The organism is Micromonospora sp. NPDC047620 (genome assembly GCF_043205005.1).
GTDB lineage: Bacteria > Actinomycetota > Actinomycetes > Mycobacteriales > Micromonosporaceae > Micromonospora.
Genome location: NZ_JBIDDG010000004.1, coordinates 306,895 through 323,789, shown reverse-complemented (window position 1 = coordinate 323,789; position 16,895 = coordinate 306,895). Strand labels below are relative to the sequence as shown.

Here is a 16,895-nt window from a genome sequence, read left to right as displayed (position 1 = left end):
GTCTCCGGTCGGTCTTCGGTTTGCTTGGTCGCTAACCGATCTACCGGAGACCTCCTCTCTTATCGATCACCGCCACGCCGGGCCTACCTCACCGCCCGGCAAGCCCTTACGAAACACGCGCTAGCAGCGCGAACGTCAACCTGCTGGCCTTCATCAACGACACCCGCGACCGGAGCACGATCACCAACTCCTGGTACCTGACCAGCGTCCAGGCCGGCTTCGAGCTGTGGCAGGGCGGCACCGGCCTCGCGGTGACCTCGTTCTCGGCTGCGGTCAACGGCGGCGACAACCCGACCACCCCGCCGACACGACCACGCCGCCGACCGCCCCGCCGCCGGGCAGTGCCGGTGCGCGGTGAAGTACACGCCAAAACTCGTGGAGCAACGGCTTCACCGCCGACGTGCAGGTCACCAACCGGGTCTCGAGCACCATCAACGCTGGAACTTGACCTACAACCTGCCGTCGGGGCAGCAGGTCACAAACGCGTGGAACGCCACGGTGACGCAGAGCGGGTCCGCGGTAAGCGCACGGAACGTGAGCTTCAACGGGTCCATCGCGCCTGGGGGCACCGCGAACTTCGGGTATCAGGGACGCTGAGCGGGGCGTACTCGTCGCCGACCAGTTTCTCGCTTAACGGGGTGACCCGCTCCCGGCCATAAATCCCGTGAGTCCGGCGGCGAAGAGGGCGTGACCTTCTGGTCACGCCCTCTTGCCGTCCTTACTTCAGCGCCGATCACGTAGGCGTGGCAACTTCACCGCCCTCTACCCGGAGTCGCCTCCGAAAGTAGCCGGTGCGCGCCCTTCAGCAAAAACACGGAACTGCTGCAGCGCCACATTCAGCGACGAGGCATCGCAGGCGGCATTGAAGCGCTGCCCGTCAGACCACACCCACACCCACCGGTCCACGGCTGGCTCCAACTTGCGCCGGCTCAGCAACCGCCCTTCAAGGTCCGAACCGAGCAGATCCACCTCGATGGTCCACCCCGGGTTGTCCGTGGTTTCGATGCGAATCCCATATTCATGCTCCCAGTCCCCGTCGCACTGGCGTACGAACCACGATTCCAGGTAGGTCAGGTCAACGGACATGAGGCTCCACTTCCGGGGATCTCCCACGGCTGGGCAGGCCGGGCGTCGCCCCCGTTGGGCAGGTTGATGTGTGGCGTAGGAACCTTAGTCCCATCCTTGTTCGTATGGGCCGGTCCCTGGAGGTCAAAGCGCTCGACCATCTCGAATGGAGCCGGATTACGAGGGTTGGTCTGCGGACGCCAAGTGGCCCACTTCTTGACTTGTCCCGTCGTGCCGTCCCGAGCGAAGGTGGTGTGCTCTCCGACGGCATTGGGATCGGGCCGCAAGCCCCCACCACGAGTGTTGTGAACGAGCACGGTACTGCCGTCCACGCTTACGAAGTAGGTATGGGTCGTGTCGACGGTTAGATCGTGCATGAGGCGACCGCCGCTAAATGTCTTCACCGATTTGACCCGAACCGGGGAATTGCCGACTGCCAGCAGCCGCTCCCCCGATCGCAACTCCCCCGCCTCGACCCAAGCACGCCTGTCGGCGCTCCAGAAGGGATGGTTGAAGGTAGTGTGGATGGTCTTGGTCTCACCGTGCCCGCCAACCAGGGTCAAATCAGTCAAGTGACGGTCGAAGTTGATGTACGTCGCCACCACTTCGCGCGCCGCAACCTCTTCTGTCTCAGGTTCGAACGCCACCACCTTGTCTCCGAGTCGAACCTTCTCGATCGGCCTCAGGGAACCGTCAGCCAGCAGGACCAAAGTGCCGGGCGCAAAGCTATGACACGCCTTGGACGCCTTGAAGAAGTCCTTGACTCCGCCAACCAGATCGCCGAGCAGCCCCTTGACTCTGCTAGTAAGATCCGCCAGTTTTTTCCACTTCCACGGTGCGCCATACCTCGCCGCCAACTTGCCTAGAACGCCGCCGAGCATGGCGCCAGCGATGTTTCCCGCAGTCGCTAGACAGCCATCCATGTCGCCTTTAGTCAGGCAGCTCAGCGCGTCGGTGATGCCCAACTCGTCCGCGAGGATCTTTGTCAGGGCCTTCGCCGAGTCGAGAATCTTCTGCTTGGCACGGGCGATCCGCGCCTGCCGTTCCTTCTCAGCAGCGGCAGCCGCCGCCGCCCGGCGGTCTGCCTCGCTAGCGCGGGGGTTGTTCCACGCATTGAGGTGCGGCTCGTCCGGATCGTACGCACCCGAGCAGCCACCACAGCCGTCGTTGTGCCCCTTGACCTTGTGGTAGTTGCCGTACATGTCCTCGTAGTCGGCACCGGGGCCGCAGGCGTCGTCGGAACACGCCTTGAGGCCGTCGGGGTCGGAGAACGAGATCGGGTTGTTGTTGGCGTACGCGTACCCGTTCATCTGCTGCGGGTCGCCGTTGTCGATGATCGGGTCGACGGAGATGAATCGGCCGGCGATCATGTCGTACTCACGGGCCCCGATGTTCACCAGGCCCGTGGTCGAGTCGATGTTGCCGTTGACGAAGCCCTTCTCTGTCGGCCACTGCCCCGGTGCGGGCTGACTGCCGCGGGACTCGCCGAACGGGGTGCTCCGCCGGTGCGTGATCGCGCCGCCCTCGTCGACCGTCGCCTGGCCGGTGCCGTGGTGGTCGGAGGCGACGTAGTAGAGGCCGTTGAGCTTGCGGACGATCGTGCCGCCGCCCGGCAAGGTGTAGTAGCGGGTGGCGTCCGTCGCACGGGTGGTGTGGTTGAGCCGGATCTCCATCCCCGGCAGGTACAGGGTCGTGCTGTCCGGCTCCTTGCGAAGCATCCGCGAGCCGTCGACGTCGTAGAAGAAGCTGGTCTTCTTGCCTGCGGCGTCGGTGGCCGACTCGAGGTTGCCCTCGGCGTCCCAGACCAGGGTCTGGTCCTCCCCGACCTTCGTGCGTCGGGTGGTGTTGCCGGCGGCGTCGTACTCGTAGGAGTAGAGACGGTCACCCTGCGGGGTGGTCTCGGTCATCTGGCGGAGCGTGTGCGGCTGTGCCGCGCCCGCCGTCGGGTACGTGTACGCCCGGTTGATCAGCGTGGCGCCGTTGGTGCCGTACTGCGTCTCGGTCTTGCGGTTGCCGGTCAGGTCGAACGTGTAGGCGTGGTGGTAGGGCGCCACCCCGCCGACGCCCGTCACCGACGGCCCGCCGGCGCACGGGTCGGTCGCGGTGCTCGCCGACGTCCAGGCCCGCTCCATCCGGCGCAGGTAGTCGTAGGTGAAGCACTGCACGTCCCGGGTGCCCGACGACGGCGTGTCGGAGATCCGCAGGATGTTGCCGGACGCGTCGTACGTGTAGCTGGCGTCGATGTCGATGCTCGGCGCGTTGCTGCGAGACAACTGCTGGTTGGCCAGCCGCTTCGTGCCGTGCTCGTACTGGTAGATCGACACGACCTGGTTGGCGCCGAGTGCCGCCTCGGTCAGGATGACCTCACCGGTGGTCGAGTAGTCGATGTCCGTCAGGTAGGGATCGTCACCGCTGGTGGCGGTGAGTCGCTCCAGCCCGTCGTAGGTGTAGGCGATCGCCTCGAAGGGCAGCCCACCTCCCTCGGACATGCCGACGGAGGCGACGGTGCCGTCGCTGTTGTACTCCGTAGAGAAGGTGTAGAGGTTGGCCAGCTCCGCACCGGCGTGCTGAGGCACCTGGTAATAGGTGGCGTGCGGCCGGTAGAACTCGTCGTAGGCGGTGTAGTAGGTGGCGTACTCCTCCTCGCCGATCCAGCGGCTGGCCGACGAGAGCTGGCCCAGCATCTCCAGGTCGTACGCCCAGCTGCTGAGCAGCACACCGGTCTCGGCCGAACCCTTGTAGGTGGCGGTCGTCCGGCCGATCGCGTCGTAGGTGGTGCTGATCGTCTGGCCCACACCGTTGGTGGTGCTGGTGACCCGGTCCAGGTTGTCATACGTGATCGTCGACGTGCCAGCGTCCGGATCGACCGACTTGACCTTGCGGCCGAGCTGGTCGTACTCGTGCTTCCAGACGTTGCCGGCCGGGTCCTTCACGGTGGCGAGCTGACCGGACGGGGTGTAGGTGTACTCCGTCTTGTCGTACGCACCCGACGGGTCGGCGCCCTTGTACTGGAGGAGCTGGGTGGTCTGCCCCAGGGCGTTGGTGATCGTCGTGGTGGGGGTGCCACCCTGCGGCGGGTCGACCGAGATGCGGTCACCGCCGTAGGTGGTGGTGGTCCGCCACTTCTCGTTGCCAGCGACGGAGGTGATCTCCGCCTTGACCCGGTCCGCACCGTCGTAGACGTAGAACGTCTGACCCTCGACCTCGCCGATGGTGGCGGGGAAGATGGTGTCGGCCGGCGCGCCCGCGGCGTTGTAGGTCGCGTACGTCCGGGCGAGCTTGCCGGTCGGGGTGTACATGGTGTCCGCGACCATCCGGGTGCCGTTCGGCCCCTCGGTCTGCACCTGACGCGGACGCAGCAGGCCGTCGTGCAGCTTGTACTCGACGCTGTAGCTGCCGTCGTTCTGCCGCTTCTCGGTCTTGACCGCGACCGGCTTGTCAGTGCGGATCAGGTACGTGTACTTGATGCTCGGGTCGAGCCCGGTCGCACCCGTACGATCCGGCATCCACACCTTGGTCAGCCGGCCCAGCGGGTCGTACTCCAGCTGACTGACCAGGTTGTTCGGGTCGGTCTGCTTGACCGGGCTGCCCCAGGCCGGGGCGTACTCCGTCGTGGTGACGTGGTCGAGGGGGTTGGTCTCGACCACCTTGGTGGTCAGGCCGTTCGTCTCGGTGTAGTCGGTCCGGGTGACCTTGCCCATCGCGTCGGTCGCGGTCTTCGGCCGGCCGTACGAGTCGAAGGTCCCCTCCGCGGCCGTGATGTAGGTGGCGGTGGTGCCGTCGTGGCTCTTCAGCCGCTCCGACTTCGTCGGGTTGCCCAGCGTCGGAGCTACGCCGAACGCGTGGCCGTCGTAGAGCGTCCGGGTGTCGGAGACGACCTGGGTCCTGCGATCCGGCGTGACGGAGCATGCCACCGACACCGACTCGGTGCGCGCCACCAGACTGTGCAGGTAGGCGCTCGCGTTGTCGGCGTAGGTGGTGCGGCTGCACGCCTCGTCGCCGGTGACGTTCACGTCGCCGAGGTTCTCGGTCTGGGTTACCCGGCCGAACGTCGTCTCGAAGGTGGAGACGTTCTTGGTCTCCCGGAAGCCGCCCGCCGCCAGCGCGACGAAGCTGCGGGTGGTCGAGGTGTTGGTGAACCAGGCCTTCTTGTCGCCCCAGGTGTGCGACTCGGTGGCGGTGTTGTGCCGCCACGGCGTGGCGATGCTGCGGCTGACCACGGCCGCACCGTCGTAGACGGTGCTCTCCAACTGGTGGCCGGAGAACTCGTCGTAGTCGATGTGCTCGACGCCGGCCGAGTCGGTCACCCGGACGTCCCGGGTGTTCGTGCTGTCCGGGATCTTGTCGCCATGCATGCCGCGCAGGTAGCGGTACTCGGTCTTGGTGGTCTGCACCTCGCCGTCGCCGACGGTGACGACCACCTTGCCGTAGCCGCGCCACTCGCTCCAGGTGAGGTCCTTCGGGTCCGAGATCCCGTCCGGGTCGGCCTTACGCCAGGCGGCGCCGCCGAGGTAGTCGTACTTGGTGACCATGTCCGGCGCGCCACCGGTCCGGTCGGTCTCTCTGACCTCACCGACCACGTACTTGAAGAACCAGTCGGTGATCGGGTCCCCGGTGCCGAGCGGGTTCCACTTCACCGGGTAGCAGCGCTTGGTGCTGTTGCCCTCGGTCGGCAGCGTGGTGGCGGTGCAGTCCGGGGTGGCGTAGTTGACGTCGATCTGCCCGCCGGTGTCCGTCCACACGATGGCCAGACGGAACCGGACCAGCGGACCGATGTTGTCGTTGTCCCGGTCCACCCGGTTCGGCAGCTGGCGACCGCCGAGCTCCACCGACGGCATGGCGATGTCGGCGGCCGACCCGTACATGCCGGTGTGGGTGATCTTGTGGAGCCAGAGGGTGCGGGAACCGTCACCGTTGTCGGTGAGCAGGTGGTCCAGCTTCCAGTTGTCGACCGGCGTCCAACCGGTGCCCTCGCGGATCTCGGTGGTGATGCCGGTCAGCCGGGCCCGGGTCCAGAACGTCGGGCTGATCTGGTCGAGCTTGCACTTGATGTTCGCGTTGCAGTTGCGGTCGAACGGCACGTCCGGCCAGTACGGCGCGGTGGTGGCGTTCAGGTCCGCCGCGTCGCAGTCGATGGTGCCGGTCGGCAGGCACCGCTCCTTGATGTCGAAGCGCACCCGGGCCGGGGCGTTGGTGGTGTAGACGGCGTTGTGCCGCTGCCCGTAGTCGATCCGCTTGAGGTAACCACCCCGGTGGTAGGGCACACCGTTCACGTCGGTGTTCTTGGCCCGGGCGTAGTGGTTGGTCTCCTTGGCGTAGTAGTAGGAGCTGACGTTGCCGTAGCGGTCCTTGACGTAGTCGAGGCTCCACCGCCACGCCTGGTCGCAGTACGACTCGAGGAACGTGGCCTTGTTGCACGGCTCCAGCGCGTCGTCGCCGAAGACCGGCACGGTCCAGACGGAGTTGGTCTCCTCCTTGCCGCTGACCCAGCCCTCCAGCCGGTTCTTGCCGAAGTAGTACTCGGTGCCGTCGGTGGTGGTGACCACCCAGTACTCGCCGTCGTTGTCACCGTTGACCGCGCCGGTGAACCGCTGCACCTTGGAGCCGTCGTCGGTGGCGAACTTCCAGGTGCTGCCGCTCTTCACCAGCTCGGTGGACTTGCCGTTGAGCAGGATCGTGGCGTTGTCGTACGCCCAGCACTGGTCGACGTACTGGTCGTGGCCGTCGTCCGAGCAGGTCTTGTAGCGGCGCTCGATGTGGCCGGGCTCGTAGTTGAAGCCCTCACCGACCCACGAGCCCTGGTTGTTGGTCGCCGCGGTGCGGCCGTCGACCGACTGCGACGAGTAGGCCAGGGTGATGCCCGGCGCCCCGCCACCCGGGACCGGGGGCGTGCGCAGCGGGTAACTCCAGGAGAAGCCGCCAGTGGACGGGGCAACCGACCACTTCGACGACGGCGCCAGCTTGGTCGCACCGTAGTCACCCTGGGACGAGGACTCGGTGGCGGTCAGCGCGAACGTCGTACCGCCGGCCGCCGCGCTCACCGTCGCCGACAGGGTGTGCTTGGTGTTGTCGTTGACCGTCGGCACCGGCCGGGCGGCGCAGGCCGCCTTCTCCGGCGTGGCCAGCGCGCACTCCGGCAGTTCCACCAGCGTCAGCCGGGAGCCGAAGTCACCACCGTACGCGCCGGCCAGGCCCTCGTAGCTGACGCCGAGCCGGATCTCACCGGCGGCCTGCTGCCCGTCGGCACGGTGGACCCGGACCAGCGGGCCGTCGACCTTCGCCCGCTCGGCGGCCTTGCGGTCGAGCACCTCGACGCGGACCTTGCCCGGTGCGGGGGCCGGCGTCGTCGTCGGCGCCACCGCCTTGGCGCCGTCCTTGCCAGCGGGAGCGGGAGCGGCCACGGCCGCGACCGACACCGCCAGGCCACCGGCCTTGCCGGTGGCCTCCGGCCCGGTGGCGATCGTGGCGGTCCTGCCGGAGTCACGCGCCCCGGCCTGCGCCGGCGCGGTCACCGGCGCGGCGGGCACGGTGATCTCGGTGGCGCCCGCCGCCGGCCAGGTGACCTTGGCGGGAGTGGTCGTGGCGGCGTCCACCGCCGGGTTGCCCTTGCGCGGCTTCACGCCGAGCGGGGCACGGTTGGGCACGGTCTTGCCTACGTCGGTGGCCGTCGGACGTTTACGCTCCGCGGCCGAGGCGGGGGCGTTGGCCACCTGGATGAGACTCACGCTCATCACACCGGCCATCGCCCAGGACACCGGTCGCACCACCCGGCGCTGCAACACGCCGGACGCGACCAGGAGTCGGGAGAACATCCACCCTCCCCAGGGGTCGATCGGACATAGCTGTAAGAAGTTCGATTGATGCCGAGAGCAGGAGGCGTCGGGGCCGTCCCGAAAGGACGGCCCCCGACGCCCGTGTCGTCAGATGGTGGGGGCCTCGCCGATCAGACGAAGCTTGTCGATCTTCACCTTGTCCGCAACCCCGTCGTAGACGCGAACCTCGTCGATGTTTCCGGACAGGTGCTCGCCCGCCGTGGTGCCCAGGAAGGCCCGGCCGAGCTGGAGGCTCGACATCGAGGTGGGCTTGAACGGCACGTTGAGGGGTTCCAGCTCCGTCGACTCGCCCTCGACCCAGAGGGTGAGCTGGCGGGTGTAACCGTCGTAGACCAACGCGAGGTGGTCACCGGCGCCCACCATGCGTGGCGTCCGCTCCGCCTCCTTCGACTGGAAGACCGCCCCGGCCGTGTCGTCCGTCGTCGCGGCCACCTCCCACCTGCCCTGGCTGTTGGCCCGGACGATGACGGCGCTGTTGTTCGGCCCCTTGAGCGAGAAGGCGGTCATGGCGTGGTTGTTGGAGCTACTGGTGAGCTTCACCCGGGCGGTGATGGTGAAGCTGCCCGTCGGGTCGACCAGGGCGCTGGTCGACTCGGCGTAGTGATCGGAGCGACCCATCAGCCTGAGGTGGCCCGTGCCGACCATCCGGCCGATCGGGGTCGGCGTCGGGAACAGAAGGCTCTGCTGGCTCAGCACCAGCGGCGAGCCGCCGCCCACCTCCGGACTCTGGCCGGAGGTCTGGTCGTTGAGCTGCCAGTACGCCTTGCGGTTGAGCAGGTGCTTCTGCAGCCCCGTCGAGTCCTCAGTCACGATCGGCCGGTCGAAGACGGACACGTCCGCCATGCCGCCCTTCCAGAACTCCGAGTACCCGCCGCCCTTGTAGGTCTGGCAGCCGAGTTGGAGCGAGCCCCGGGCCCGGGTCAGCGAACGCCGGTCCTTCTCGGCGACCGGGCCGGTGCCGACCTGGAGGGAGATCTTCTTGTTCGGGCCGTCGAAGATCGCCGTGACGAAGGTCCATTCGGTGGTGACCGTGCCCGCCGTCACCTTCCACTCGCCGAAGTTGATGACATCGTTGGCCGGCATCCGGAAGAACCATTTGCCCTGGTCGACGCCGAGGCTGAAGCCCGGCTCACCGGTGCCGTCCTGGCTCACCGCGACCTGGCGGCGGTTGACATCGTCCACCCGGAACCAGCCGGTGATGGCGAAGCTCTGCGAGGTGTCCGCCAGCACCGACGTGTCGGTGACCATGTAGGCGTTGGACGTGCCGTCGAAGATGGCCGCGCGGTCCCACTGACCGAAGTTGTTGACCGTGGCGAACGTGACCCCGCTGCCGACCGTGGCGTCGTTCGGGCCCCTGGTGTTGTCCGCCCGGCTCGTTCCCGCCGCGTCGGCCATCGGCCACTGCGCCACCGGAGGCCGCTTGCCGACGCGGAACGTGCAGGTGGCCGGAGCGCTTGCCCGCTTGGCCGCGTCGACGGCCTTGACGAAGAGCTGGCGGGGGCCTTCCTTGTCCGGCGTCCAGTTGATCGTCACCGGGCCACCCGCGGTGGCGGGCTTCACCGAGATTTCGGTCCCGCCGTTGAAGTTGTACAGGTACTCGACGACGTCGGTGGCCGCCGAGTCGAAGGTGAAGCTGCCGACCACGCCGATCGAACCGCGCCACTCGTCGTCGTCCAGGCAGTCGGCGGTGGTGTCGGTGGCGTCCAGCGGCAGGTACTGGGCGGAGTCGACGTCCGGGGCGCTCGGACTGGTCTGGTCGAAGATGAACTGGCAGGTGTTTCGCGTTCCGTCGGAGCTCCAGGGCCCCCAGCTCACGCCGTCACCGCCCCGGACGTCCCACGACAGCGTGACGTTCTGCGGGATGGTCTTGGGTACGTAGTAGCTGAACTTCGACCCGCTGGCCTTGAACCCCGACTTAATCTGCAGGACCGTGGGCGTCGAGCTGCCGGGCGCCGTGTAGGTCACCCGGAACTCGGCCTGGACCTGCTCGGTGTGCGACGACGAGTGGTCGGGGTCCCGCAGGATGGCGTCGAGGCGCGGCACCTCAGGGGTGTACGGCACGTTGGTGGCGTAGACGCAGGCACCACCGGGCGACATGGTCAGTTCGGACTGGTTGGGGATCACCGGCGCCCGGTTGTAGCGAACCGAGAGCACGGCGTTGTCGCAGAACCGCTTGGTGTGCGTCGAGTCGCTCTCGTTGACCGACTTGAGGCCGAGGGTGACGTTGCTCCACCCCTTCGCCACCGCCGTCTGCACGGCCACCTTGGCGTCCCACTCGGTGTTCTGGTTGGTCGAGGTGCAGGTCGACTGCACGCTGGTGGGCGAGTTGGTGTCCAGGTGCGTCGCGGTCGACCAACTGGAGCCACCGGGCTGGTTGCTCCAGTTGGTGGTGGTGGCGATACCCGCCGGCATCAGATAGAGCGCCGCTGCCCGCTCAGTGGCGTTGTAGACGTGCTGCATCGTCACCCGGAGCTTGGCCTCCAGGATCGTCTTGCCCGCGTACGGCGTGGAAAGCCGGTAGAAGAGACGCTTCACCAGCGAGCTGTTGCAGGAACTCGGGCAGCGGCCGATGCGCTCGTGCCGCTTGCCGTCGAACTTCCAGTACTCCTCCGACGGGTAGCCGCTGTCCACCATCGCCCAGGCGCTGTTGGTGCTGCCCTGCCACACCGGGTCCACGTACACCGGGTAGGTGGTGTCCGGGTCGGCGAGCATGGCGGCGTCCGGGGTGAGGCTCAGGGTGCCCTGGGAGTAGGACAGACCGACCTGGGTGACCTGCGAGGTCTCGCCGGGGCCCCGGGCGGACGCCTCGTTCGGGTCCTCCTGGCCGGTGGTGTCGGCCATGGCGAACGAGCGCAGGCCGCTGGTGGCGGCCTCGCCACCCTCCCCGCTGCCGCTGTCCCACATGGTCGGCGCGTCGGCCTCCATCACGGGGTTGCCAGTGGCCGGGTCGAGGGCGACGATGCCGCCGTCCTCGGTCTCCTGGATGGTGAGCCCCTCACCGGTGACGCCGAGCCGCAGGTTCTGCAGCTCCGGCAGGTTGGCCGCCTCGGGGGTCTTGAGCACCAGGACGTGTGAGAAGCCCTCGACGGTCACGATCGCGACCAGGTCGACGCCCTGGAAGACTTCCGGGTAGAGGAGCTGGTCCCCGTTGACGGTGGGCGTCGGCAGCGGGTTCGGCCAGGTCAGCGTCATGACCCGGGAGTCCCGCTCGGCGACCATCAGCGGGGTGGTGCCGCCGTTGGACAGCCGCATGTTGAGCAGCGCCGCCGTGGGCGCGTACGTCCCGTCGGGCTGGGCCACGAGCGTCGCGTCGGCCGAGACCCATGCGTCGTTCTGGAGCACCCGGACCGCCTGGGTGTGCTCGTTGGCGAGCAGCGTGCCGTCGGGCTGTGCGAACACGTCGCGGTACTCGCTGCGCTCCGCGAGCACCTCGACCGACTGGTTGAGCGCCTTGGCCGCGAGCAGCGCCTCGGCCTCGGTGTCGCGCACCGGGTTCTCCTCGACCGCGGCGACCGGTGCGGGGGCCGGCGCCGACTGCGGCGGGTCCACGAACGCGGCACTGGACAGCAGGCCGGCGAGGCCGACCGTGAGGCCGAGCGTGAAGAGCCGACCCCGCTTTCTCGTACGACGGGCCACCCTGCGGTCCTCCCCCGTTGAACTGTGTGGATTGATCTGAGCCATCAGCCGATCGCCGCCCCGAAGTGGCCGTTGCCGGCCGGAATGCCGTTCACCCCGGGCTGCCAGGTCGCGCTCGGCGTGGTGTTGCCCGCAGCCAGACTCGACCAGGTGAAGCCGTAGACGGCGTCGGTGCCGTACGGGGTGGCGACCAGCAGCCGCTGCGAGGTGGCGACGAGCGAGGTGCCGAGGATCTCCTTCGGCCGGGTGCTGCCCGGCAGGCTCGTCCCGTTGCGCTCGATCGTCACCGGCGTGCCGATCGGGTTGGCCAGCGCGGGGAAGACCCGCACCCGCCCCATGTCGACGGTCGTCTCGCCGGCGTCCTCGCCCGGCACGCCGATCGCGATGAACATCGTCGAGTTGGTGCCCTCCGCGGCCGGGGCCGTGTTCGCCACCACGACCTTCTCGCCGAGGTAGTCGCCGTCCTCGGACGCGTACGTGATCGGCGGAAGCTCGGTGTAGGCGTTGGCGGACGTGACATGGAAGCGGTGCACCATGCCGGCGTCCGTCTCCGGCGTGCCCGAGATGGTGAGGTCCTCACCCGGGACGCCGACGGCCACCAGCGAGTCCGCCTGCCCGGCCGGCGCCCCCGTCGGCCGGTACGGGGCGATGCTGATCGACTTGCCGAAGTTGTCGTTGGCCTCGGCCTCGTTCGAGACGGTTCCCCAGCCCTGGTCGAACGAGGCGACGGAGGTGGGAAGGCCGTTGGTCAGCGTGTGGCTGAAGACGTTCACGGCGCCGGCGAAGGCCTCGGTGCCGACCGCCTCGCCCGGAGAGCTGACGGCCCAGTGGTACTTGGACGCCGCCACCGCGTAACCGGTGCGGTCGTCGAGCTCCGCCGATCCGGGGATGCCTGCACCCTGGCTCAGGACCAGGTTGAGATTGCCCCGGAGATAGTGCACGACGCCGGCGGACCAGCCGCCGGTGAGTCCCTCGGCGGGCACACCGATCACCAGGTACGGCTCACCGCCCGCGGTTCGGCTGCCAGCCACCGAGTAGCCGAACCAGTCATAGGCCTCGGCCGCGTCCGGCACGTTGGTAACGTCCTGGTGGTAGACCAGCGAGGCCGGGCCCTGCGCCAGGCCGGCGGGCGAGCCGAGCAGGACATACACCGCGCCGGCATCGGTCTGCCCACTGATGTCCTGGGCCGGGATGCCGACCGCGAGGTCGGTGCATCCGTCGTTGTTGGCGTCGTACGCGGAGACCGCGGTGCCGAACCGATCACCGGCCTCAGGGGCGCCCGGGACCGTGGCCGTCCCCTCCTGCAGGGTGTGCACGGTGGTCCCGCCGCCGTAGGAGACGTGGACCTGCCCGGCGCGGATCTGGCCGTTCACGGTCGCCTCAGGGTCGGCGATCGCGACGTCGGTGACGCCGTCGCCGTTGAAGTCGCTCTCCGTGTTGCCGGTGCAGCCGGTCACCGGTGCGACGGTGGTGTAGACCTGCATCTCGCAGAACGACGACCAGGCGTCGCTGCCGCTGACTCCGTCCGCCGACTTGACTCGCCAGCGGTAGATCCCGCCGTCGACGAAGGCGCCGGCCGGAACGGTGGCCGCGGCGGTGGCGCCGGAGGCGACATTGCTGAAGGTGGCCGAGCCGATCGGAACCTCGGCGTTCATCGCCCACCACTCGAAGGTGACCGTCATGGCGGTGCCGTCGCCGTCGGAGACGGTCGCCTTGAGCTGCGGCGTGAGCGTGTTGACCTGCGGGCGAGCCGCGCCGGTCGCGCAGTTGGTGGCCGGGACGGTGGCCCGGGAGGTGACGGTCGGCCAGGAGTTGTACGTGACCGACGCCTTCGGGTCCTCGCTCGCCGCGGCGCCCTCCCGGGACCGGAACTGCTTGAATCCGGCGGTGGCCGTCTCGTCGGTGGCCCGGACGCCCATGCCGGCCCGGGTCTTGCCGGCCGTGGCGGCGCGCTGGAAGAAGACCTTGCCGTCGATGTTGGCCCAGCCGTCGGCGCAGGTCGACCCGCCGACGGTAGCGGTGGACCGCGCGTCCGGGCCGGTGCCCTCCCAGGCGGGCTGGTTGGTGAACGTGGTGGTGTAGGTCGACGCGCCGGTGGTCCAGATCTCCCAGGACGTCGGCGTGCAGGTGTGCGACCAGAAGTTCCAGAACGACACCGTGGCGGCGGTGATCTGCTTACCGGCGAGGACCGTGGTGTCCCAGGTGAGGAACGAGCGGGTCAGCGTGGCCGGCGTGGTCGCCAGCAGGCCGATCTGCAGGTCCGGTTCCTGGTTCTGGTCGGTGGTCACCGTCTCTCGCACGTACGTGTCGAACGTGGTGGTCAGCGGGTTGACCGTCGGGTCGATCGTCACCGGGAACGTGGTGGCCTTGCTGGCCAGCCAGCCGGCGTCCGGAGTGAGCGTGAGCTCCACGCCGCCACCCCGCCGCGCGAGGTCGGTGCGCACCGGCCTCTGCTCGGCCGGAGCACCGGTGATGGTCTCCTTCGCGTCCCACATGAGCGGGGCCGGGATGCGGGCCGTCTGCTTCCCGGAGCGGCCGGTCAGGGTCACCGCGCCGTCCTCGCCCCGGGCCGACGACGCGACGCCGGGACCAGTGAACGGGAAGCGGACCTGCTTGACCTGGGCGACGGCAGACCGGGTCTTGACGACGAGGAACTGCTCGAAGCCGAGTCGGGTGGCCTCGACGACCAGATCCACGCCCGGCCGCGCGTCCACGTAGGTGGCCCGGTTGCCGGTCAGCACCGGCGTGGGCAGCGCCCCCGACCAGCCCATCGCGACCCGGTCGTCGCCGGTCCCGACGGCCGCCAACTCGTGCTCGCCCGCACCGGCCGGTCCGGAGATCCGCAGGTCGTTGGGGTGTGCGACCGGCGCGACCGAGCCGTCGGGGGCCGCCTTGAGGGTGAGGTCGACGGGCACCCACCCGCCGTCCCGCTTGAACCGCTGGACACCAGCGGCGATCTCTGCCCGGAACTGTCCATCGGGCAGTGCGAAGACCTCGGTGGTCTCGGAGGTGAGGCTCTTGACCTGCACCGGCTTACCGGTCTCGCGTGCGGTGCGCAGGGACACCGCCTCGTCCGACCTGTTCTGAACGCCACCTGTCACGCCGTCCGGGCCGGCGGCGAAAAGTTCCGCCGGCTCCCCGGAAATGCCAAACAAAGCGACCGCCGTCATGATCGCGACGCCGGCCGCAAGGCATGAACGGACAGTGGCCGTCATCCGACGGTCCACGAACCCTCCCCCGTGTCTCTCCACTTGTGCGAGCCGGGACTCTATGGACTACACGGCGGAGAGCACAAGACTGATCACAAACTGTCAGGACGAACACCAGCGAACCGGACATCTTCCAGGAGTGCCGTTACGCTAAGAGATCGTTCAGCCCGACGTCGATCGATCAGGTGCGGGGCTTCCCGGACCCGACGCGCACCGACGGAGCCGACAGCACCCGCCGCCTCCCAGCCGAAGAAGTGCATGAAAACCGCAGGTTAAGCGTTCATGACTGGCGATTCATCGACCGGGATGCGACGCGTCGGGGCGCACCCAGCGGGCGGAAGGGCCACAGTGAACGGTGCTGTTCGATTTCACTGCGAGTGACTTGCGGCCCCCCGGAGGCGGCCACCCCGATCGGACACCCCCGCAACCCCGTGCGGCCAACGGACGATCGTCCTCACGGCGAGATGGCCCAACCGACGGATGAATGGGAGTGACGTTCGGACGACCCGAGGTGGTGTGTTCAGTCCGGGGCGCCTGGCGTACTCAGCCGCTGCTCAGGCGGGCCGAGGGCGGCCGACGGAACGGCCCTGGAAACGGGTGGGAAAGCGCTTGGCCAGGGTTCTTTGACAGCCGCTCGAGACACTTCCCGGAGCACGATCGGCTGACGCCGGAATAGCGCTCGGGATCCGCAACCGCCGAATGAACTCCGCTCCCCGAACGGCACCGGCGCCGCAGCCTGGCGCACATTCTTCCCGCGTCGTGGAGAAACGAGGAACCGACTGGACGGCTGTCGAGCGTAGGGCGGCTCCGGGTCACCGGAGCCGCCCTACGCGGCGTACCGTCGAACGGTCAGACCCGGGTGAGTCGGACGGCGTCGGCGATGACCAGACCGCTGGCGGAGCTCCACCGGCTGACCGCGACCCGGTTGGCGTCGCCGGCCGGCAGGGTGAAGGTGCCGAGCGTGCGCCACTGCCCGCCGGTCTCCCGCTGGTCGACGATGATCGTCCGGTTGCCGGTGGTGGTGGCGACGATGTACGGCGTGGCGCCGTTGTAGCCCGCGTTGGCCGGCCACCAGGCCTCGACCCGGTAGTTCGCGGTCGCCGGGACGTTGAACTTGTACCAGGCGGCGTCGCTGGCGGCGACCGGGTCCGCGAAACGGTAGTCGGCGCCGAAGCGCTGCGTCGAGTACGTCGAGGTGCCCCAGTTGGCGCTGGCGGTGAACCGGCCGGCGGTGGAGTTGTCCACCGTGGAGGTCCAGGCCGTGCCGCCCGCCATCTTCGCGGCGACGTCGGAGCGCATCTTGTTGAGGTCGATGAACGACGGGTCGATCTTGCCGGTGGTGCTCGTCTCCCGGTGCCCGCGCGCGTAGCTGGCGTCCCGGCCCAGCCGCTTGAGCACGGCCGCGGTGGCGGCGATCGACGCGTTGTACTGCGCCGCCGTCATCTGCTGGCTGACCCCGTTGTAGTCGATCTCCCAGCCGATCATCAGGGTGTTGCCGTCCCCGGCCGGGATCGGCCCGCTGCCGCCGCTGACGCCCGCGTGGTTGCAGCGGCCGGCGGAGATGACGTGGAAGACGCCGTGGTAGTCGACCAGGGCCTGGCAGAGCGGGCCGGGCAGGTCGGAGCGGCCGTTGATGCAGACGTTGAGCGCCGGGTGCGGGTTGGTGGCGCTGGAGGTCGCGGCGGTGTGGTGCCAGAGCACGCCGATCGGGTTGAAGTCACCCGGGCGCATCCGGTTGAGCCAGTCGCCCTCGACGACGACCTGGACGCCCGCCCCCCGCAGGACGTCCACCAGCCAGGGAATGGTGGCCATCAGGACTCCTCGAACAGGTCGGCGAGGCACTCGGCCTTCGGCGCGGCGATCGGCGCGGCGCTGGCCGCGGCGGACTTGGCGGCGACGACCACCGCGGTGGCCGCCAGGGCCGACATGCCCAGGAGCCTGCGGCGGCGCAGGCGGGCGGGTCGTGGCGCGTTCATGGGGGCTCCTTCAGCGAGGGCGGAGGGGTTCCGACTGACCGATGAACTGGTGACGCGCACGCTATATCGTCACGAGCATCTATGTCGATACCCTTCATCGCCCCTATCCGGGCTGAAGGAATTTGGCAACGCCGAACGCTGTCCGGGCCCCGCCGACCCCTGCGCCAAGGACCACC

The 16,895-nt window shown here is 68.7% G+C and carries 7 protein-coding genes and 1 pseudogene; 2 read left to right on the top strand and 6 right to left on the bottom strand.

Going from position 1 to position 16,895, the window contains the following annotated elements; all coding sequences use genetic code 11:
* Positions 1 to 38: 38 nt before the first annotated feature.
* Both ACGF5C_RS07110 and ACGF5C_RS07105 read left to right on the top strand, forming a co-directional pair.
* Positions 39 to 266 (top strand): annotated as a pseudogene (locus ACGF5C_RS07110) (hypothetical protein); the annotation flags it as partial.
* A gap of 88 nt (positions 267 to 354) precedes the next feature.
* Positions 355 to 597: a cellulose binding domain-containing protein gene (locus ACGF5C_RS07105; RefSeq protein WP_393297613.1), complete on the top strand. Its 243-nt coding sequence runs from the start codon at positions 355 to 357 to the stop codon at positions 595 to 597.
* 165 nt (positions 598 to 762) lie between these two features.
* Here ACGF5C_RS07105 and ACGF5C_RS07100 read toward each other — a convergent pair whose 3' ends face one another.
* From ACGF5C_RS07100 to ACGF5C_RS07075, 6 genes are all read right to left on the bottom strand, one after another.
* A complete protein-coding gene (locus tag ACGF5C_RS07100) occupies positions 763 to 1,086 on the bottom strand; it encodes an Imm53 family immunity protein (RefSeq protein WP_393297610.1) in 324 nt (107 codons plus the stop codon).
* Entirely contained in the window at positions 1,071 to 7,877 is a 6,807-nt protein-coding gene (locus tag ACGF5C_RS07095; RefSeq protein WP_393297607.1) for a polymorphic toxin-type HINT domain-containing protein, read from the bottom strand. The genes ACGF5C_RS07100 and ACGF5C_RS07095 overlap by 16 nt, the downstream gene beginning before the upstream one ends.
* 108 nt (positions 7,878 to 7,985) lie before the next feature.
* Entirely contained in the window at positions 7,986 to 11,534 is a 3,549-nt protein-coding gene (locus tag ACGF5C_RS07090) for a LamG-like jellyroll fold domain-containing protein (protein ID WP_393297604.1), read from the bottom strand.
* A gap of 44 nt (positions 11,535 to 11,578) precedes the next feature.
* Positions 11,579 to 14,704: a hypothetical protein gene (locus ACGF5C_RS07085; protein WP_393297601.1), complete on the bottom strand. Its 3,126-nt coding sequence runs from the start codon at positions 14,702 to 14,704 to the stop codon at positions 11,579 to 11,581.
* Positions 14,705 to 15,592: 888 nt separating this feature from the next.
* Positions 15,593 to 16,555, bottom strand: a complete 963-nt coding sequence (locus tag ACGF5C_RS07080) for an N-acetylmuramoyl-L-alanine amidase (RefSeq protein ID WP_393297598.1) — start codon at positions 16,553 to 16,555, stop codon at positions 15,593 to 15,595.
* Positions 16,555 to 16,719, bottom strand: a complete 165-nt coding sequence (locus ACGF5C_RS07075; protein ID WP_393297595.1) for a hypothetical protein — start codon at positions 16,717 to 16,719, stop codon at positions 16,555 to 16,557. Before ACGF5C_RS07075 ends, ACGF5C_RS07080 begins: the two co-directional genes overlap by 1 nt.
* Positions 16,720 to 16,895 lie beyond the last annotated feature (176 nt).

Coding starts and splice junctions, on each gene's coding strand:
- ACGF5C_RS07100 (WP_393297610.1), bottom strand. CDS start 1,086: ATGTCCGTTGACCTGACCTACCTGGAATCGTGGTTCGTACGCCAGTGC.
- ACGF5C_RS07095 (WP_393297607.1), bottom strand. CDS start 7,877: ATGTTCTCCCGACTCCTGGTCGCGTCCGGCGTGTTGCAGCGCCGGGTG.
- ACGF5C_RS07085 (WP_393297601.1), bottom strand. CDS start 14,704: ATGACGGCGGTCGCTTTGTTTGGCATTTCCGGGGAGCCGGCGGAACTT.
- ACGF5C_RS07080 (WP_393297598.1), bottom strand. CDS start 16,555: ATGGCCACCATTCCCTGGCTGGTGGACGTCCTGCGGGGGGCGGGCGTC.
- ACGF5C_RS07075 (WP_393297595.1), bottom strand. CDS start 16,719: ATGAACGCGCCACGACCCGCCCGCCTGCGCCGCCGCAGGCTCCTGGGC.